The 17,615-nt window shown below is 58.4% G+C and carries 19 protein-coding genes; 8 read left to right on the top strand and 11 right to left on the bottom strand.

Annotated features, from left to right (window positions below; genetic code table 11):
• Positions 1-3 precede the first annotated feature (3 nt).
• From yddG to AC2TEM_RS14195, 10 genes are all read right to left on the bottom strand, one after another.
• A complete protein-coding gene (gene yddG, locus AC2TEM_RS14150; RefSeq protein ID WP_170423689.1) occupies positions 4-870 on the bottom strand; it encodes an aromatic amino acid exporter YddG in 867 nt (288 codons plus the stop codon).
• Positions 867-1,814 carry a transcriptional regulator GcvA gene (locus AC2TEM_RS14155; protein WP_170423691.1) on the bottom strand — a complete coding sequence of 316 codons (948 nt, stop codon included), beginning with the start codon at positions 1,812-1,814 and terminating at the stop codon, positions 867-869. Before AC2TEM_RS14155 ends, yddG begins: the two co-directional genes overlap by 4 nt.
• A gap of 303 nt (positions 1,815-2,117) precedes the next feature.
• Positions 2,118-2,840 (bottom strand): acetoacetyl-CoA reductase, encoded by a 723-nt coding sequence (gene phbB, locus AC2TEM_RS14160; protein WP_170395744.1) that lies wholly within the window; start codon positions 2,838-2,840, stop codon positions 2,118-2,120.
• A 187-nt stretch (positions 2,841-3,027) separates the two neighbouring features.
• Complete coding sequence (locus tag AC2TEM_RS14165; RefSeq protein WP_170395746.1) at positions 3,028-4,203, bottom strand: acetyl-CoA C-acetyltransferase; 1,176 nt, start codon at positions 4,201-4,203, stop codon at positions 3,028-3,030.
• Between the two features lie 194 nt (positions 4,204-4,397).
• Positions 4,398-5,231: an EAL domain-containing protein gene (locus AC2TEM_RS14170; RefSeq protein ID WP_170423693.1), complete on the bottom strand. Its 834-nt coding sequence runs from the start codon at positions 5,229-5,231 to the stop codon at positions 4,398-4,400.
• A 110-nt stretch (positions 5,232-5,341) separates the two neighbouring features.
• Positions 5,342-5,530, bottom strand: a complete 189-nt coding sequence (locus AC2TEM_RS14175; protein WP_170395750.1) for a hypothetical protein — start codon at positions 5,528-5,530, stop codon at positions 5,342-5,344.
• Between the two features lie 90 nt (positions 5,531-5,620).
• Positions 5,621-6,592, bottom strand: a complete 972-nt coding sequence (locus tag AC2TEM_RS14180; RefSeq protein WP_170423695.1) for a sterol desaturase family protein — start codon at positions 6,590-6,592, stop codon at positions 5,621-5,623.
• A complete protein-coding gene (locus AC2TEM_RS14185; protein ID WP_170423697.1) occupies positions 6,589-6,975 on the bottom strand; it encodes a DUF4123 domain-containing protein in 387 nt (128 codons plus the stop codon). Before AC2TEM_RS14185 ends, AC2TEM_RS14180 begins: the two co-directional genes overlap by 4 nt.
• Positions 6,976-7,034: 59 nt before the next feature.
• Complete coding sequence (locus AC2TEM_RS14190) at positions 7,035-7,364, bottom strand: hypothetical protein (protein WP_170395756.1); 330 nt, start codon at positions 7,362-7,364, stop codon at positions 7,035-7,037.
• A gap of 93 nt (positions 7,365-7,457) precedes the next feature.
• Positions 7,458-8,024: a TlpA disulfide reductase family protein gene (locus tag AC2TEM_RS14195; protein ID WP_170395758.1), complete on the bottom strand. Its 567-nt coding sequence runs from the start codon at positions 8,022-8,024 to the stop codon at positions 7,458-7,460.
• Positions 8,025-8,045: 21 nt separating this feature from the next.
• On the opposite strand from AC2TEM_RS14195, the gene argH reads away from it, so the two are divergent.
• From argH to AC2TEM_RS14215, 4 genes are all read left to right on the top strand, one after another.
• Entirely contained in the window at positions 8,046-9,434 is a 1,389-nt protein-coding gene (argH, locus tag AC2TEM_RS14200; RefSeq protein WP_170408352.1) for an argininosuccinate lyase, read from the top strand.
• Positions 9,434-9,616: an argininosuccinate lyase gene (locus tag AC2TEM_RS14205; RefSeq protein ID WP_170395762.1), complete on the top strand. Its 183-nt coding sequence runs from the start codon at positions 9,434-9,436 to the stop codon at positions 9,614-9,616. The genes argH and AC2TEM_RS14205 overlap by 1 nt, the downstream gene beginning before the upstream one ends.
• 294 nt (positions 9,617-9,910) lie before the next feature.
• The gene (lysA, locus tag AC2TEM_RS14210; RefSeq protein WP_170423699.1) at positions 9,911-11,176 is read left to right on the top strand and encodes a diaminopimelate decarboxylase; all 1,266 of its coding nucleotides are present in this window, start codon (positions 9,911-9,913) and stop codon (positions 11,174-11,176) included.
• Between the two features lie 96 nt (positions 11,177-11,272).
• The gene (locus AC2TEM_RS14215; protein WP_480562823.1) at positions 11,273-13,759 is read left to right on the top strand and encodes a TIGR02302 family protein; all 2,487 of its coding nucleotides are present in this window, start codon (positions 11,273-11,275) and stop codon (positions 13,757-13,759) included.
• Here the strand turns inward: AC2TEM_RS14215 and AC2TEM_RS14220 are convergent.
• The gene (locus AC2TEM_RS14220; RefSeq protein WP_480856266.1) at positions 13,756-14,523 is read right to left on the bottom strand and encodes a zinc-ribbon domain-containing protein; all 768 of its coding nucleotides are present in this window, start codon (positions 14,521-14,523) and stop codon (positions 13,756-13,758) included. The two genes, AC2TEM_RS14215 and AC2TEM_RS14220, sit on opposite strands and share 4 nt — an antisense overlap.
• A gap of 182 nt (positions 14,524-14,705) precedes the next feature.
• Here AC2TEM_RS14220 and AC2TEM_RS14225 point away from each other — a divergent pair, with 182 nt between their 5' ends.
• From AC2TEM_RS14225 to AC2TEM_RS14240, 4 genes are read left to right on the top strand one after another with little or no spacing between them, the layout of a single operon-like run.
• Positions 14,706-15,383, top strand: a complete 678-nt coding sequence (locus AC2TEM_RS14225) for a cell division ATP-binding protein FtsE (protein ID WP_170423929.1) — start codon at positions 14,706-14,708, stop codon at positions 15,381-15,383.
• Positions 15,380-16,279, top strand: coding sequence for a cell division protein FtsX (locus tag AC2TEM_RS14230; RefSeq protein WP_480856267.1), 900 nt, complete (start codon positions 15,380-15,382; stop codon positions 16,277-16,279). Before AC2TEM_RS14225 ends, AC2TEM_RS14230 begins: the two co-directional genes overlap by 4 nt.
• A complete protein-coding gene (locus tag AC2TEM_RS14235) occupies positions 16,279-17,019 on the top strand; it encodes a lysophospholipid acyltransferase family protein (RefSeq protein ID WP_170395772.1) in 741 nt (246 codons plus the stop codon). The genes AC2TEM_RS14230 and AC2TEM_RS14235 overlap by 1 nt, the downstream gene beginning before the upstream one ends.
• Positions 17,006-17,611 carry a pyridoxamine 5'-phosphate oxidase family protein gene (locus AC2TEM_RS14240; protein ID WP_170423705.1) on the top strand — a complete coding sequence of 202 codons (606 nt, stop codon included), beginning with the start codon at positions 17,006-17,008 and terminating at the stop codon, positions 17,609-17,611. Before AC2TEM_RS14235 ends, AC2TEM_RS14240 begins: the two co-directional genes overlap by 14 nt.
• Positions 17,612-17,615 lie beyond the last annotated feature (4 nt).

The raw sequence follows: 17,615 nt of genomic DNA on the forward strand, positions 1-17,615 counted from the left end.
GTTCTAGGCCTTCAGGCTGGCGCGGGCCGCGATGGCAGCGCCACCGGTGACAAACAAGGCCGCGATCGCCAGGCCCCAGGACGGGGCGGCGATCCCGGCCAGAACCAACACAAGCGTCGATAGCAAAGGTGCCGCGTATGAGGCGGTGCCCAGTATTTGAATGTCCCCGCGCTTGACGCCGATATCCCAGACATAGAACGCCAGCCCAACCGGTCCCAGGCCAAGTGCAAAGGTCGAGGCCCAGCCAAATGTACCTTGCGGCCAGATCGTTTCTTCCACCGTGAAATGCAAGGCCCATGAGGCGATCGCCGTCAAAATGCAGAACACCGCGACCGAACTTGTCGGCACATCACCCAGCCGTCGCGATAGAACCGAGTAGCTGGACCATGTAAGCGCGCACAGCAAGGCCAGCCCGTAGCCGGGCAGATGCTGGACCTGAAATCCTGCGCTGCCACCACCCGTGATGATGACGGCGGCTCCAGCAAAGCCAAGGCAGGCTCCGATAAGGTGACCAGGTTTCAGATGTTCTCCGGGCAGCAGACCTGACAGAAGAACGATCAGCAAAGGCCAGAGATAAGCGATAAGCCCAGCCTCGGCTGCAGGGGCCATGCGAAGGGCTGAAAAGTACAGCGCGTGGTAGCCAAAAAGGCCAATTGATCCAAGCAGGTATGTCGTCCACGCGACCCGGCGCAGTTGAACCAGCCCGCCGCTGGCGAATGTCCAAATCAGACCCAGCGTACCGCCGATGGTAAAACAGATCGCGTTCAACAACAAAGGCGGCGTCGGGGCCGAACCCACAGTGAACAGCGCCAGCAGAGACCACAGCAAAACGGCGACAAAACCAATCGCGGTCGCGCCCATTCTGCTCATTCACCAGCTACCTTCTCAACAGGGATGATTTCAAACTCATCCGATATATGCGCGGTCTTTTCAATCTCGGAAATGAACCAGTCGCGGAACGCTGCGATCTGCGGTCGCTTCTCTGCCCCTTGCAGGCAGAGGAAACGAAATCGCCCGGCGGTCTCCAGTGCCACTTTGAACGGCGCGACCAGCCGCCCTTCGGCCAGGTCTTTCAGGATCATGGCGCGCCGCCCCAGAACCACGCCCACCCCGGCCACGGCAGCGTCGATGGCGTGATCGGCGTTCGAAAAATGCGCCCCATGGGTCGGAGTGAAATCCAATCCAACCGCACGGAACCACGCGGGCCAGTCGCAACGCGGCTTGAGGAAACTGATCGAATCGTCATGGATCAGGGGGGCGTCGCGCAACGACGCTGGCGTGGGGAATTGTTCGGCCAGCTCCGGGGTCATAACCGGTGTCAGCCATTCCTTGCGGACGGGAACGGAATAGAGCCCCTCATCCGGCCCATAGCCAAAGCGGATCGCCACGTCCACGTCATCGCGTTCAAGGTCCATGTTGCGCAGAGTGGCCGAGAATTTCAGGTCAATCCCCGGATTTGCACGGGCGAACTCATAAAGGCGCGGAGCCAGCCATTTTGCTGTCAGGGCAGGGCCTGCTGTAACCGTGAGGCTTGTTTCATCCTGCAGCCTCCGCGTCGCTTGCCACGCGGCTTGCAGGGCGGCAAAGCCATCTGCTGTTCCGGGTGCCAATGTGCGACCGGCTTCGGTCAGTTCGACGGCGCGATTGAGCCGGCGAAACACGGGGTGGCCCAGATGCTCTTCTAACGACTTGATTTGAAAGGACAGGGCAGCCGGGGTCACGTTCAGCTCCTCCGCCGCCTTGGCAAACGACATATGTCGTGCGGCGGCATCGAAGGCGCGCAAAGCAGTCAGCGGAGGCAGGCGGTCGGTCATGGCGGTTAATTTTTTCTTAACTGAAGGATCGAAAACTCTCGTTTGTGCAATTTAAAATCAAAGGCCATGTTAATGGCAAGACAAAACCAACTTGATTGAGAAGGGTTCAGCATGATCGAGATGACAACAAACCCAGCCATTCAGAACGCCATTCACCGCGCGCATGAAGAGCGCGGCAAGGCGGTTGTAGAATTCTGGTCCTGGCTATTCGGTTCCCGCTGATCGCAGCGCGCGTGATCTTACGGGATAAAAGAAGGGCCGGTCCTTGATGGTCCGGCCCGTTTTCATTCTCAGATCGTCGGTTTAGACGAAGAACTGTGCACCGTTTGCGGAAATGGTCGAGCCGTTGATGAACTGCGAATCGTCCGATGCCAGGAAGGCGACGCAACGCGCGATTTCTTCCGGTTCACCCAGACGACCAGCCGGGATTTGGCCGATGATCGATTCGCGTACTTTTTCCGGCACGGCCATGACCATTTCGGTCGCGATGTAGCCGGGGCAGATCGCGTTGGCCGTGATGCCGGCCCGCGCACCTTCCTGCGCCAGAGATTTCACGATGCCCAGATCGCCCGCTTTGGTTGCGGCATAGTTGACCTGCGCAAACTGGCCTTTCTGACCGTTGATCGAGCTGATCACGATGATACGACCAAATTTACGCTCGCGCATACCCGGCCATACCGGGTGCACGGTGTTGAACACACCAGTCAGGTTGGTGTCGATGACCTGATGCCACTGTTCAGGTGTCATCTTGTGGAACGGTGCGTCGCGGGTGATACCGGCGTTGGCGACCACGATGTCGATCGGGCCGACCTCGGCCTCGACTTTTTCGATACCCGCTTTGGATTCGTCGTAATCCGCAACATTCCATTTATAGGTTTTGATACCGGTTTCGTCGGTGAACTTTGCGGCGGCTTCGTCATTGCCTGCATAAGTGGCGGCAACATTGTATCCTTCGGCCTTCAGCGCCTTGGAAATTGCTGCGCCGATGCCGCGGGAACCGCCGGTTACGAGTGCTGTACGTGCCATTTAGGACTCCTCCAAATTTAGTCGTCTTGGTAATTCTGTTACTCTGAGAGTTAAGGGTGCGCAATATCGTTTCGTGATCGATCTTGTCTTTCTGTCCGGCGATATTGTCGCATCTAAGGGGTATGATCCGATTGTAACAAAAAAGGGCGCCCAGTGGACGCCCTTTTGTATTTAGTTTTCAGCGCACTTAGTCACGCTCCACACACAGGGCGACACCCATGCCGCCGCCGATGCAGAGGGTCGCGAGACCTTTCTTGGCATCCCGGCGCTTCATTTCGAACAGCAGGGTGTTCAGAACCCGGCAGCCGGACGCGCCGATTGGGTGTCCGATGGCAATTGCACCACCATTGACGTTTACGATTGACGGGTCCCAACCCATGTCCTTGTTCACGGCGCAGGCTTGCGCTGCGAAGGCTTCGTTGGCTTCGACCAGATCCAGATCATCGACCGACCATCCAGCTTTCTCCAGCGCCTTGCGCGAAGCGTAGATCGGGCCAACGCCCATGATCGACGGGTCAAGTCCGGCGGTCGCGTAGGATGCAATTCGGGCCAAGGGCTCAATCCCGCGCTTTTCTGCGTTTTCTGCCGACATCAGCAGGGTGGCAGCGGCACCGTCATTCAGGCCCGAAGCGTTTGCGGCCGTGACAGAACCGTCCTTGGCGAAGGCGGGGCGCAGTTTGCCCATGGCTTCGATTGTCGCGCCGTGGCGGATGTATTCGTCCTTGTCCATCACGATGTCGCCCTTGCGGGTCTTGATGGTGAAGGGCACGATTTCATCGGCGAACTTGCCAGCGTTCTGGGCCGCTTCGGCTTTGTTTTGCGAGGCGACCGCAAATTCATCCTGCATATCGCGGCTGATCTGCCATTTCTCGGCGACGTTCTCAGCCGTTTGACCCATGTGATAGCCGTTGAAGGCATCCCACAGACCATCGCGGATCATCGTGTCGATGTATTTCATGTCACCCATTTTATGACCGGCGCGCAGGGCGGCGGCATGGGGCGACAGGGTCATGTTTTCTTGTCCACCAGCGGCAACGATGTCGGCATCGCCCAATTGGATATGCTGTGCACCCAGAGCAACAGCACGCAGACCCGAACCGCAGACCTGGTTGATGCCCCAAGCCGCGCTTTCCTGCGGTAGGCCCGCATTTATATGCGCCTGGCGCGCTGGGTTCTGACCTTGGGCGGCAGTCAGGACCTGGCCCATGATGGTTTCGCTTACTTCGCCCTTGTCGATCCCGGCACGTTCGACAACTGCTTCAAGGACGGCAGCGCCCAGATCATGTGCGGGGGTGTTCGCAAACGAACCGCTAAAGCTACCGACGCCCGTACGTGCGGCGGATGCGATTACTACGTTGGTCATAAAGTCAATCCTTTACCGTCATGGTCCTGTGGGAAATCTGACGGCGCGGTGTGAGGAGAAGTCTTCTCCGGGTGCAAGAGCGCCTCGTGATCCCCCGCTCAAGCATCTTCTGCAATAGCGCAATGCTGCATCTGCAGCAACGGACAGCTTGTCTCAGAGTGAGCCTTGGCGGTGTTCCGCGCGACCAGCTGCTATCAACTGCCCGTTTTTGCAGCTTTTTCCGAGCTCCAGGGCGGAGTGACTGAAGGCGCTCCATACAGAAAGCCCTGCAGACAATCGACACCGTTTGCGATCAGGAAATGAGCATCTTCGTCACTTTCGACCGATTCGGCGGTGACAAGAATTTCGAATTCCCGCGCAACCGCAATCAGTGCGCGCACCAGCGATTGATTGTCGGGATTGCTGCTGATGCCCCTGATGAACTGCCCATCGATCTTGGCGGCATCGAACAGAAATTCACGAAAGTGGCGAAAGCCAAAGTTACTGGCCCCAAAATCATCCAGCGCAAAGGCGATACCGCGGGCTTGTTGGCGATCCATGAAATCCACCACCAGTTCGGGCACCTGCATCGCCGAAGATTCTGAGATTTCCAGAATCAACCTTTCGCCCAAGCTTGCGTCTTTTTTCAGAAACCTATCCAGCACACGCGACCAGTTGGAATAACCGATGGACCGCGCGGACATGTTGATCGACAGGCGGATGCCAGGGTTGCGGATCAGAGTGCGCAGCCCCATTTCAAGCGCGACGCAATCAAGGTCCCGGCCAATTGGCGTGTTCTCAACCTGTGGCATGAACTCGCGCGCGGGGATGACGCGGCCGGTTTCATCCAATACACGGATGAACCCTTCGTGGAACGCTATTCCCTGAGGAGGATGTGCTTGAACGACAGGCTGGAACGCCAGCCTGCATTGTCTATGCTTTACGGCTTCGGTCGCCATCTCTACCACCGATCGATCCCGTGAAGTGACGGCGGCGCTCAAAGGGTCGTCCGATCCCTCGGGCAGGTCTGCGCGTTTCCTGTTTCCCATGACGTACCGTTCCCCTGATCCCGATGATTTTGGCCGGGGCCAGTTTCAGGGAAGACAGGTAAAACCGGGGTTAACGCTCAAAATTTTATCGCAGGTGGTGGGGCGGAAGATCAGTGTGTTGATTGCCATGCATGACGCAGCGAAGCAGCTGCACCGATAAGCGCTCCTAAAAGTCCCAGCGCGGCCATGACAAATCCCAGCCCCAATAGCGCGGGCATTGCTCCGTTGAGTGCGGCTGTCATTGTGATGACGAGGCCCAGCAAACCTGTGATCGTAGAAATTCTCATCAGCTTTGACATGCGGGCCTCCGGAAATGCACTCTTAAAACATCTCAGGGGATATGGAGCGCTTGTGCCAAATTTCAAGCAAAGAAAAGGTCTTTTTGAGACCTAGGCCCGCTTGGCTGTGGAAGCAGGTGATTTGGTGCCGAACTGCTCGAATCCCGGTGTGCCATGATCTTGCGGATGGCGGACAAGGTGCTTGGCCTTGATCTGTTGGGAATTGTCGCGGCTTCCATCGTGGCTATAGCCCGGAGGGGCAAAACAATAAGCCAGACGTTGGCGCAAGGACAGGCCCGGTTGGGTGGCGTCCCGCCAGATTCCAACCCATTCATGAAACGCCACGCGCAGCGGATTGAACGTGCCGATATTGTGGACAAGCCCATAGTCGACCTTGTCATCTTCTTGCTCGGGGACAAATGTGCCGAACATCTTGTCCCAGATGATAAAGACACCCGCATAGTTGCAATCAAGATATCGCGCATTTCGCCCATGATGGGCGCGGTGGTGACTGGGCGTATTCATGACGGCTTCGAACCAGCGCGGCATTTTGCCGATCGCTTCGGTATGGATCCAGAATTGGTAGATCAGGTTCAGACCTCCGACGAACAGCACCATCGCCGGGTGAAAGCCCAGCAGGATAAGCGGCGCACGTACCACCATCATGAAGGTGAATGTATAGGTCCAGGTCTGCCGTAGCGCCGTTGTCAGGTTGTAATGCTGTGAGCTGTGGTGGTTCACATGACTGGCCCAGACCCAGCGAATGCGGTGCCCAAAGCGGTGCACCCAGTAATACCGCAGATCGTCCAGTACAAAGCACAAGATGATGACCGGGATCGAGGTCCCTAGGTTGAGCGGTGTGATCTGCCACAGCCACATGAAAAACGCATATGCGATGAAGCCCAGCAAAAAGCCCGAGGCGATATTGCCTGCCCCCATGATCAGCGAGGTCAAGGCATCGCGGGTTTCGTACCTACCGCCCCGGCCTTTGATCGCGATCCAAATGAATTCGGCCAGAATGGCCGCGATGAAGAAGGGCACGGCCCATTGCACCGCGTCGGGAAAGCTCACGTGATCGGTCATGCGGGATCCATCAGATTTTGCCAGTGCTGGCGTTCGGTCTCATCAAGGTGGACGATGACCCGAGGAGTGCTGAAATCGTGGAATAGGACTTCAAAGCCTTCGGGATGATCCAGCCAATCGAAATCCCGTAAATGGCGGGCCACGGTATCGGCACCAAAGGACCACAGCAGACCGGCTCCGGTTTCGGTTCGGATAAGGGCGGCGTGACTATCATGGGCAACGGTTACGTCAATGATTGAATCATCTGGAAAGTGACGCAGCCACTGTTCCTGTGCTGTCTTGGGCGTCAGCACTTGCAAGCGTGATTTGCCCGTCAGATGCAGCAGCAAGGCGACCCCGGCAATGCCGCCGACGACGAGGATCAATAGTATTTCCAGCGGCATTCCATCCTCCTGCAGATAACCTGCAAGCGGGCGATTTGTCTGTCAAAGGTGGCGTGGCGTCAGCCGCTTTCCAGGCTTTCCAGAATCTCATGCTGGACGATGCGTGCGACAAACGGCATTAACCCGTCAGGGCCAGAGGCCCGATCTTTGAGATGGATGCAGATATCGGGCCTGCGCGCGGCGATGATGCCAACCATTTCTCCGCGTATCTTGTCATCAAGACCCGCGCCCATGATCGCACAGGCGATGCGCGGTTCCGCGTCCAGCTGCCGCCGCACCTCATCCTGATCATGCGCGCCCAGCCACTGAATCGGCAGGTGATCCAGTTGTTGTGCCACGTTGCCGATTACATTCGGCAACCGCCCAATCAACAGAACTACCGGTTTCATCGGAGTCTCCCTTTCTTCCGGTCGCAAACGAAAACCGGCCCGTTGGGGCCGGTCTCATTCTAACACAGATTTTCTGCAAGAGCGCGCGGGACCTCAGCTATTGCCTTCGACAAGCGCTGAAATTATCGCCTTGGCACTGTCCGAGTTCCATTCTGCATCACCGATCAGGCGTGCGATCTCATTGCCATCGGGGTCGATGATCACAGTGATCGGAAGGCCAATCACTCCCATTTCGCGTGCAACCGCCTGTTTCGGATCCTGATGACGCGGCAAGTTGTCGATGCCGTTTTCGTCAAAGAACTTCTTGATCCCGGCAGGTGTGTTGCGACCGGTCGCCAGGGTCAGAACCTCGAATTTGTCACCGCCAAACTCCTGTTGCAGTTCAGCGATCTGAGGCATTTCTTTGCGGCACGGCGCACACCATGTGGCCCAGAAGTTCAGCAGCACATACTTGCCTTTGTAGTCGGCCAGCGATCCGGTGCCGCCATCATCTTCTAGTTCAAAATCGACCACTTTGACCGGCTTGGGCTCACTATGCAGGATCAGCCGCTTCAGGCTGCCCTCACGCAATGGGCCAAGCGTTGCCGCATCTGTTGCCAAAGCGGCGTTTGCACCCAGCGCTAGGGCCATATAAAGGGGGATCAGACGTAACAGGCGCATATCAACTCCGGGTTTTCTTTCATGACCGATCAATCTTCGAACCAGATGTGGGGCGGCCGCTTTGCCGCTGGTCCAGACGCGATCATGGAGGCGATAAATGCCTCGATCGGGTTCGATCAGCGGATGGCAGCCCAGGACATCGCAGGCTCGCGCGCCCATGCCGCCATGTTGGCTGCCACAGGCGTTATTACTGATAGTGATGCGCACGCCATTCGGGAAGGCCTGCTCACCGTTTTGTCAGAAATTCAGAACGGAGAATTTCAGTTCTCGACTGCGCTGGAAGACATTCACATGAATGTCGAGGCGCGGCTGAAAGAGGTGATCGGAGAACCCGCAGGCCGTCTGCACACGGGCCGGTCGCGAAACGACCAGGTGGCGACCGATTTCAAACTCTGGGTTCGCGACCAGCTAGATGCCGCAGAATCCGGTCTTCTGGCTCTGATCCGCGCGCTTTTGGCGCAGGCCGAGGCCGGGGCAGACTGGGTCATGCCCGGTTTCACCCACCTGCAAACCGCGCAGCCAGTAACCTGGGGTCACCACATGATGGCCTATGTCGAGATGTTTGGCCGCGATCTGTCCCGCGTGCGCGACGCCCGTGCCCGGATGAACGAATCCCCCTTGGGCGCAGCCGCGTTGGCCGGGACCTCTTTCCCAATCGACCGCCAGATGACAGCTGAGGCGCTGGGCTTCGACCGCCCCGCAGCCAACTCATTGGACGCTGTCAGCGACCGCGACTTCGCGTTGGAGTTCCTGTCGACCGCATCGATTTGCGCCATGCACTTGTCGCGCTTTGCCGAGGAATTGGTAATCTGGTCCTCGGCCCAATTCCGGTTTGTATCACTGTCTGATCGCTTCTCGACTGGTTCATCAATCATGCCGCAAAAGAAGAACCCCGATGCAGCTGAGCTCATCCGTGCCAAGGTTGGCCGCATATTTGGTGCGAATACTGGCCTCATGATGGTGATGAAGGGGCTGCCGCTGACCTATTCCAAGGACATGCAGGAAGACAAAGAACAGGTATTTGATGCGGCAGATAACTGGATGCTGGCACTTGCCGCGATGGAAGGCATGGTCAAGGACATGACCGCCAATCGCGAAAGCCTGGCTGCCGCTGCCGGGTCTGGCTTTTCAACTGCGACCGACCTGGCCGACTGGTTGGTCCGCGTGCTGGGCCTGCCCTTCCGCGATGCGCACCATGTCACTGGATCGCTGGTGGCCATGGCTGAAAGCAAGGGCTGCGACCTGCCGGATCTGACGCTGGAGGACATGCAATCGGTCCACGCGGACATCACCGACGACGTCTATTCTGTTCTTACCGTCGAAAATTCGGTAAACTCTCGCCAATCCTATGGCGGCACCGCACCGGATCAGGTGCGGGCCCAGATCAAGCGATGGAAGGCGCTGGTGTAATGCAGATACGACGGGTGGTGCTATTGATTGCGGTCGCAGCGGCCTTGGCCGGGTGTGGTGCCGATGGCGAACCCATACAGCCCACCATGAGCGCAAGCGTCGGCGTAGGCAGCAGCGGCACCTATGGCGGTGTTGGCGTTGGTCTCAGACGCGGTGGGCTGGGCGTTTATCTGGGGCTCTGAACTCCAAAATTGCAATTTGCTGATCGCACACCCATCTGCATCTGACACGTCCTGAATGACAAAGAGAAAATGCATGAGACCTGCCGGCCTGATCCTCTGCCTCGCCGTACTTGCAGCTTGCGACCCGTCAGGCGCACCCCGAACGGAACCAACGGCCGCACCTAGCGGGTCCGGGGTCTCGGTTTCAGGATATGCGAGGGTTGGCGCGTCAAAGACGTTCTGAACCGCGACGGTGACCACAACCCTACCGGAATCATTTGATCCACATACCTCTTTTGGTCTAAGCGCGCAGGCATGGATCATTTTCTCTACCGCGACGGCGCGCTTTTCGCCGAGGATGTGCCAATCTCCGAAATCGCAGCCGCGGTCGGAACCCCGTTCTATGTCTATTCGACGGCGACGCTGCAGCGGCATTTCAAGCTGTTCGATGACGCGCTTGAGGGCACTGATCACCTTATCTGCTATGCGATGAAAGCGGCCAGCAATCAGGCCATCCTGAAGACGCTGGCGCAGGCAGGTGCGGGAATGGATGTGGTTTCGGGCGGGGAATATCTGCGCGCCAAAGCCGCGGGCGTGCCCGGAGACAAGATTGTCTTTTCGGGCGTCGGCAAGACAGCGGATGAGATTCGTACCGCTCTGACCGGTGAAATTCGTCAGTTCAACGTTGAATCCGAGCCCGAAATGCAGGTGATCAATGCGGTTGCACTGGAATTGGGCAAGGTTGCGCCGATCACTGTTCGGGTGAATCCGGACGTGGATGCAAAAACCCACGCCAAGATCGCCACCGGCAAGTCCGAGAACAAGTTCGGCATCCCAATCTCGCGTGCGTCCGAGGTTTATGCACTGGCCGCAAGCCTTCCGGGACTGGAGGTGATTGGGATCGATGTCCATATCGGATCGCAACTAACCGAGCTTGAGCCGTTTGAACTGGCTTATAAGAAGGTTGCGGAACTGACAGAGCGCCTACGCGCAGAGGGGCATAACATCCGCCGCCTCGATCTGGGCGGTGGCTTGGGTATTCCTTATGCCCGTTCCAACGACGCGCCTCCGCTGCCGGTTGAATATGGTGCGATGGTCAAGAAAACACTGGGCCATCTGGGCTGCGAAATCGAGATTGAGCCCGGTCGGCTGATCGCTGGCAATGCGGGTCTGATGGTGTCCAAGGTCATCTATGTTAAATCCGGCGAAGACCGCGATTTCCTGATCCTCGATGGCGCGATGAACGACCTGATCCGCCCCGCGATGTATGAGGCGTATCATGATATAGTGGCGGTCGAAGAACCTGCCGCAGGGGTCGAACAGCGCCCGTATGATATCGTTGGTCCGGTCTGTGAATCCGGGGATACCTTTGCAAAACAACGCAACATGCCCCCTCTGAAATCGGGCGATCTTATCGCATTCCGCAGTGCAGGTGCCTACGGTGCAGTCATGTCTAGCGAATACAATACGCGGCCCCTGATCCCTGAGGTTCTGGTGAACGGGGATCAATTTGCCGTAATTCGTGAACGCCCAAGCTTTGACGAAATCATAAACCGCGATACCATACCAGAGTGGCTTTGACGCGATAGGCGCGTCGGGCCGATCAGGAGGCCCGCCTTGCGCGACAACCAGACCTTGCCAATTCCAAGACTGTCCCTGTGGCTGACGCACGCGGGTATGCTGGCTGAGCAGGTGATGCGCGCCTTCTGGCCGTTCTTTTCTATTCTCATGGCGCTGCTGGCCGCCCTAATGCTGGGTCTGCACGATCTTGTGCGCATTGAAGCCGTTTGGATTTCTGCAGCGGTCGGATTGATTGCTTTGATTGCGACAGCGGTTTTCGGAATAAAACGGTTCCATCTGCCAACCCGGGCCGAGGCGTTGGTTCGGCTGGATGAAACCCTGCCCGGACGCCCGATACAAGCACTGATGGACGATCAGGCAATCGGTGCGATGGATGCGGATTCGGTGGCACTGTGGCATGCGCACCAGACGCGCATGGCAGATCGTGCATCAAAGGCCGATCCGGTGAAACCCGACTTGCGGCTGGCGTCTCGCGATCCCTATGCGCTTCGCTATGCTGCCTTATTGGCACTCGTCGTTGCGGCTCTGTTCGGCTCGTTCTGGCGGATAGGCTCGGTCGCTGACATGACGCCGGGGACCGCTCAGGCGGGGCAGGGCCCGACTTGGGAGGGTTGGGTTGAACCGCCGCGCTACACCGGACTGCCAACGCTCTATCTGGCCGATCAGACCGATCCAACATTGACAGTGCCCAAAGGCAGCCGCATCACGCTTCGATTTTATGGCGAGGTCGGCGCACATAGTCTGACGGAAACTTCGACGCCTCTGGGCACCGAAGCCGCGACGGACCCGGAACAGGAATTTGTTGCCGAACGCTCGGGTCAGATGCGGATTGATGGCCCGGCAGGGCGCGATTGGGCGCTTGAGATCCTTCCAGACACTGCCCCCAGGATCGCGACGGCAGGAGTGGCGCAATCAGAGGCTGGCGGACAGATGAAGCTGCCCTTCGCTGCTGCGGATGACTATGGAATCGTCTCCGGCACAGCCCGGATCGAATTGGACCTGCCAGCGGTCAACCGTCAATTCGGTCTTGCGACCGAGCCAGAACCGCGCGAGATCATTACGGTCGAGTTGCCAATGCCGATTACAGGCGATCGGACCGATTTCACCGAAGACTTGATCGAGGATTTCTCGCAGCACCCTTGGGCACATTTGCCGGTGAAAATAACCCTCATGGCCATCGACGCGGCAGTTCAAGAGACGGTGGCAGAACCTTATCTGACAGAACTGCCGGCCCGTAGGTTCTTTGACCCATTGGCTGCTGCGGTGATCGAACAGCGGCGCGATCTGCTCTGGTCGCGCGAAAACGCGCTGCGTGTATCGCAATTGCTGCGTGCGGTTTCGCACCTACCCGAGGACCTGTTCCGCTCAGATACAGCGTATCTGCGTCTGCGTGTGATCCTGCGGCGGCTGGAGACCTTCGACAAATACGGCGCACTGAACGTCAAACAGCAGGAAGAAATTGCGCAAGCGCTGTGGGATCTGGCGGTTCTGATCGAGGATGGCACGCTGGCCGACGCATTGGAACGGATGCGCCGTGCGCAGGAGCGTCTGACCGAAGCGATGCAGAACGGTGCCAGCGACGAAGAGATTGCCGAACTGATGCAGGAGCTGCGCGAAGCGACACAGGATTACATGCGGCAACTCCAGCGTCTGGCGCAGGAAAACGGTGAGACGCAGCAAGGACAGCAGGGCCAGAACGGCGAAACCCTGCAGATGACGCAGGATGACCTGCAGCGAATGATGGACCGCATTCAGGAGCTCATGGAACAAGGCCGCATGGCCGAAGCGCAGCAGGCATTGGAAGAGTTCCAGCAAATGATGGAAAACATGCGCGTCACACAAGGGCAGGGCCAAGGTGGCCAGTCCGAAGGACAGCAGGCCATGGAAGGGCTGGCAGAAACCCTGCGCGAACAACAGGGCCTCAGCGATCAGGCATTCCGCGACCTGCAGGAACAGTTCAACCCCGGTGCGCAAGCGGGCGAAAGTCAGGGCAATGAGGGTCGCAACGGTGGTCTGGGACGCGGCCAGAGCCATGAAGGCCAAGGCGGTCGGGGCCAGGGTCAGGATGAGGCTGGTGAAGGCCAGCAAGGTCAGGGGTCACTGGCGGATCGGCAGCAGGCGCTGCGGGATGAGTTGAGTCGGCAACAACAAGGTCTGCCCGGCGGTGGTACACCCGAAGGCGACGCTGCGCGCGAAGCATTGGGCCGTGCGGGCCGGGCCATGGACGACGCCGAAGACGCCTTGCGCAGCGATGATCTGGCCGAGGCGATTGACCGTCAATCCGAGGCGATGGAAGCCTTGCGCGAAGGCATGCGTTCACTGGGCGAAGCCCTGGCGCAGAACCAGCAGAACCAGCCGGGTCAAGGGACCGAGGCCGGCGACATGCAGGCCAATAACCGCGATCCATTGGGTCGTACGCCAGGTTCCGCGGGATCAATCTCGACCGACGACAACCTGCTGCAAGGCGAAGATGTATATCGCCGTGCGCGCGAGTTGCTGGATGAAATCCGCCGTAGGACCGGTGAACAGGATCGGCCTCAGATCGAGTTGGAATACCTCAAGCGATTGCTCGAAAGGTTCTAGTTCTGCCCTGCGCCCCCGGTCTGTGTCTCAAGCCAAAGGCGCGCTTGATCGACCAGTGAGACATATGATTTCAGCATCGGATCAGCCTGAGGAACCGCCTCGCTGATCTGATTGGCGTTTCCATATATCAGAAACAGAATGACACCGATGATAATGATCAAGGCAAAGCCACGCAGAAACCCACCGGATTTGCGGGCCGGAGCATCGGTTTCAGCTTCGTCCGATGTCAAGTCGCTGCGCAGACCCGAGTTGATCGCCTCAACATCCGGCAGCTCATCTTTCTGACCTGCGTCAGCGGCGGTTTCAGTGGCCGAGGGCCGTTTCGGTTTGACTTTGGGCTCTTCAGGCGGATCCAATGCCAGATCAGGTTGGCTTTCCAGATTACTGCCTTCACGCTCGCGCAGCTCTGCCTCGCGTGCAGCCTCTTCCTTGAGGATGCTGGATACCACTGGGTCTACGTTTCCAACACTCAATTCCTCGGGCGCATCGGGTTCTGGTGTGTCTTCTGCCTTAACCTTTTCTGGCTCGGCCTTGGCCGTATCGGGTTCTGGCGCATCCTCTGACTTAACATCTTCCGGTTCGGCAAAGGCTGCCTGGATTGCAGTCGCAGATTTCGCTTCCGGTTCTGCTTTGCTGGCGACTGGATACTTTTCCTGAAACCAGGTCTCTTCGCAAGCCGAGCATTGAACTTCGCGCCCGTCCTCGGGGATCACTTCGTCCGGGACTTCGTACTGGGCGCTGCAATTCGGACACGTTAAACGCATTCTGCCTCCTGGCCTTCAAGGCTGGCCTGATAATAGTTTTTTCAGGGATGATATTCCGTTAAGACCCAACAGCAAAGCGTGTTTTCGGTTTCGCGGGCCAAGTGTCGCCAATTGGCCCCGCCCAAGGCATTGAATCCACCGCTGCGCTCGGGCAAGAGGTGAGCAGAATAAAGGGGGCAGGCGTGATCGAGCTGGAGAATATCAGCTATACCTACGGCGGTGGTGAGTTGCTAAGCGATGTTTCGCTGCAATTACAGCCCGGATCGTTCCACTTTCTGACCGGGCCTTCGGGTGCGGGCAAGACCACATTGCTGAAACTCTGTTATGGCGCGTTGTTGCCAACCTCGGGCAGGTTGATGGCCTTTGGTGAGGATATCGCCCGCATGGACCGCGATCAGATGGCGCTGCTGCGCCGCCGAATTGGCGTGGTGCATCAGGATTGCCGATTTTTGGATCACATGACGCTGGCCGAGAATGTCGCGTTGCCGCTGATGGTCTCGGGGCGCTCTGAAAATGGGCAGCAGGACGATCTGACCGAACTGCTGGGCTGGGTCGGGCTTGGCAGCAGGCTTGAGGCGCACCCGCCTGAACTATCGGGGGGCGAACGCCAGCGTGCCGCATTGGCCCGCGCAGTCATCCTATCGCCCGATGTGGTGCTTGCGGATGAGCCCACCGGCAATGTGGACTGGGAGATGTCGCAACGACTTCTGCGCCTGTTGGTCGAGTTGAACAGGATGGGAAAAACCGTGCTGATCGCCACCCATGACCTAAGCCTGATCCGCGCCGCCAAAAGCCAAGTTCAGGCTCGCGTACTGCGCATCGCGCAGCGCCGGGTGCAGCTTGCGGGGGCGGATCTATGAGCAAGGGCACGATCCGCAATTTGCTGCGCCGTGACAGCCGCGCCGACCGGGTGGTGCCACCCACGGGCTTTACCGCGCAATTGACCCTGTTCGTGTCTGGTGCAATGGCCTTTCTGGCGGTTTTTGCGCTGGCTCTTTCTTTAGCCTCGGGCCGTGTGGCGGATCGTTGGGCTTCGGAGTTGGCGGGGGCAGCGACTTTGCGGATCAATGCCCCTGCAGATCAACGTGCGGCGCAAACCGAGGCTGCTTTGAATGTCCTCCAGCAAACGCCGGGTGTGGCTTCGGCTCGCGCGTTGACGAGCGAAGAGCAGGCCACACTGCTTACACCCTGGTTCGGACCGGACTTGCCTCTGGACACTTTACCAATCCCGCAGCTGATAGAGATTATCGAAGGTGAGCCGGGTCTTGATGCGGCTGGCCTGCGGCTGCGGCTAGGGGCTGAGGTGCCGGGCGCAGTGCTGGATGATCACACTCGCTGGCGCGAGCCATTGGTTGATGCGGCCAATTCACTGCGGCGTCTGGGCTGGATTTCGATCCTGCTGATCGGTGGCGCCACTGCCGCTATGATCACGCTTGCCGCCAACGCCTCGCTTGCCGCCAACGCGCAGATAATCGAGGTTCTGCGTCAGGTCGGCGCGCGGGACCGGTTCATCGCCGGAGCGTTCGTGCGCCGCATTACGTTCCGGGCGCTGTTTGGGGCAGCGGTTGGCACCTTGCTGGGTATGACGGGTGTATTGTTGCTCCCTGAAGCCTCGGATGCGGGTGGTTTTCTCACTGGCCTTGGGTTTCAGGGTATCGGTTGGATCCTGCCCGTGCTGATCCCGGTATTGGGCGCGGCCGTTGCGTTTCTGGCCACATGGTCAGCCGCGCAGCGCAAGTTGAAGGAGCTTTCGTGATGTTCATGGCTATTCAATGGGTCCGGTCGCTGATCTTTATGATCACCATCTATGCCTGGATGCTGGTGCTGGGGCTTGTCTTCGCCCCCTATGCGCTGTTCGCCAAGCGTGGCGCATTGCGAGCATGCAAAACCTATGCGCGCACAACCAAGTGGTTGGCCCGCTGGATGGTTGGTATTCGCTGCGAAGTGCGCGGGGAAGTCCCACATGGCGAGGTTGTGATCGGCGCCAAGCACCAGTCGTTTCTGGACATCATCATAATCTTCGACGCCATCCCACACGGCAAATTCATCATGAAGCGAGAGCTTCTGTGGACGCCGGTCATCGGAATGTATGCGCGCCGTCTGGGATGTATCCCGGTCAATCGCGGCAAACGCGGGGCGGCGGTTGCGAAGATGGTCAAGGATGTTGCGCGCGAGTTCAGCGAACCCGGTCAGTTGGTGATCTACCCGCAAGGTACGCGCGTCGCGCCAGGGGTACACAAGCCTTACAAGGTTGGAACGGCGGTTCTGTATGAAGGGCTCGGGTTCCCGTGCGTGCCAGTTGCCACCAATGCGGGCGTCTTCTGGCCCAGAACCGGTGTCATGCGCAAGCCAGGCACCGCGATTGTCGATTTCCTTAATCCAATCGAACCCGGCGTTGCGCGGAATGCCTTTCTTGAGCAGCTGGAAAACGTGATTGAGACACGCTCGAACGAATTGATGAGAGAAGTGGGGTTTGACCCGGATGGAATTCGTTAAGGATATCACTGCCCTTGAGGCTCTGTATGGCACGCCCGGCGCAGCCTCCATACGCAAAGTGGCGCGGCGGCTAACACCGCTCTACCGCAAATGGATTATGGCCTCACGCCTGTGTGTCCTCAGCACCGTCGGCTCCGAAGGTGTCGATGGCAGCCCGCGTGGAGATGAAGGGCCAGTTGTGTTGGAACTGGACCAAGGCACCCTGGCACTGCCGGATTGGCGGGGAAACAACCGCTTGGATTCCCTGCGAAATATCGTACTCGATCCACGCGTCTCATTGTTGTTCATGGTGCCCGGTTCGAACAATGTGGTTCGGGTAAATGGGAACGCTCAACTGACTGCTGATGAAGCCCTGCGCGCCCGGTTCGAAAAACACGGAAAACGCCCCGCAACCGTCATCGTAATCGAGATATCCGAGATTTACACACAATGCGCGCGCGCCCTGATCCGGGCCAGAACCTGGAGTGGCCACGATGAAAGCGAGGGCCTGCCGACGGCTGGCGAGATATTGTCGGAAATGACGTCAGGAGAGGAAGGCGGCGCGCAATATGATCAGGAATGGGGTGCCCGCGCCGCAAAAACCATGTGGTAGGTAA

The organism is Ruegeria sp. HKCCD3925, from assembly GCF_057221175.1.

Excerpts from the sequence above, each read along its gene's own strand:
- AC2TEM_RS14195 (WP_170395758.1), bottom strand. The coding sequence starts at position 8,024 with ATGCGCCTGTTACGTCTGATCCCCCTTTATATGGCCCTAGCGCTGGGT.
- AC2TEM_RS14190 (WP_170395756.1), bottom strand. The coding sequence starts at position 7,364 with ATGAAACCGGTAGTTCTGTTGATTGGGCGGTTGCCGAATGTAATCGGC.
- AC2TEM_RS14215 (WP_480562823.1), top strand. The coding sequence starts at position 11,273 with ATGCTGGCTGAGCAGGTGATGCGCGCCTTCTGGCCGTTCTTTTCTATT.
- lysA (WP_170423699.1), top strand. The coding sequence starts at position 9,911 with ATGGATCATTTTCTCTACCGCGACGGCGCGCTTTTCGCCGAGGATGTG.
- AC2TEM_RS14230 (WP_480856267.1), top strand. The coding sequence starts at position 15,380 with ATGAGCAAGGGCACGATCCGCAATTTGCTGCGCCGTGACAGCCGCGCC.
- phbB (WP_170395744.1), bottom strand. The coding sequence starts at position 2,840 with ATGGCACGTACAGCACTCGTAACCGGCGGTTCCCGCGGCATCGGCGCA.
- AC2TEM_RS14185 (WP_170423697.1), bottom strand. The coding sequence starts at position 6,975 with ATGCCGCTGGAAATACTATTGATCCTCGTCGTCGGCGGCATTGCCGGG.
- AC2TEM_RS14155 (WP_170423691.1), bottom strand. The coding sequence starts at position 1,814 with ATGACCGACCGCCTGCCTCCGCTGACTGCTTTGCGCGCCTTCGATGCC.
- AC2TEM_RS14220 (WP_480856266.1), bottom strand. The coding sequence starts at position 14,523 with ATGCGTTTAACGTGTCCGAATTGCAGCGCCCAGTACGAAGTCCCGGAC.
- AC2TEM_RS14240 (WP_170423705.1), top strand. The coding sequence starts at position 17,006 with ATGGAATTCGTTAAGGATATCACTGCCCTTGAGGCTCTGTATGGCACG.
- argH (WP_170408352.1), top strand. The coding sequence starts at position 8,046 with ATGACCGATCAATCTTCGAACCAGATGTGGGGCGGCCGCTTTGCCGCT.
- AC2TEM_RS14205 (WP_170395762.1), top strand. The coding sequence starts at position 9,434 with ATGCAGATACGACGGGTGGTGCTATTGATTGCGGTCGCAGCGGCCTTG.
- AC2TEM_RS14175 (WP_170395750.1), bottom strand. The coding sequence starts at position 5,530 with ATGTCAAAGCTGATGAGAATTTCTACGATCACAGGTTTGCTGGGCCTC.
- AC2TEM_RS14235 (WP_170395772.1), top strand. The coding sequence starts at position 16,279 with ATGTTCATGGCTATTCAATGGGTCCGGTCGCTGATCTTTATGATCACC.
- yddG (WP_170423689.1), bottom strand. The coding sequence starts at position 870 with ATGAGCAGAATGGGCGCGACCGCGATTGGTTTTGTCGCCGTTTTGCTG.
- AC2TEM_RS14165 (WP_170395746.1), bottom strand. The coding sequence starts at position 4,203 with ATGACCAACGTAGTAATCGCATCCGCCGCACGTACGGGCGTCGGTAGC.
- AC2TEM_RS14170 (WP_170423693.1), bottom strand. The coding sequence starts at position 5,231 with ATGGGAAACAGGAAACGCGCAGACCTGCCCGAGGGATCGGACGACCCT.
- AC2TEM_RS14180 (WP_170423695.1), bottom strand. The coding sequence starts at position 6,592 with ATGACCGATCACGTGAGCTTTCCCGACGCGGTGCAATGGGCCGTGCCC.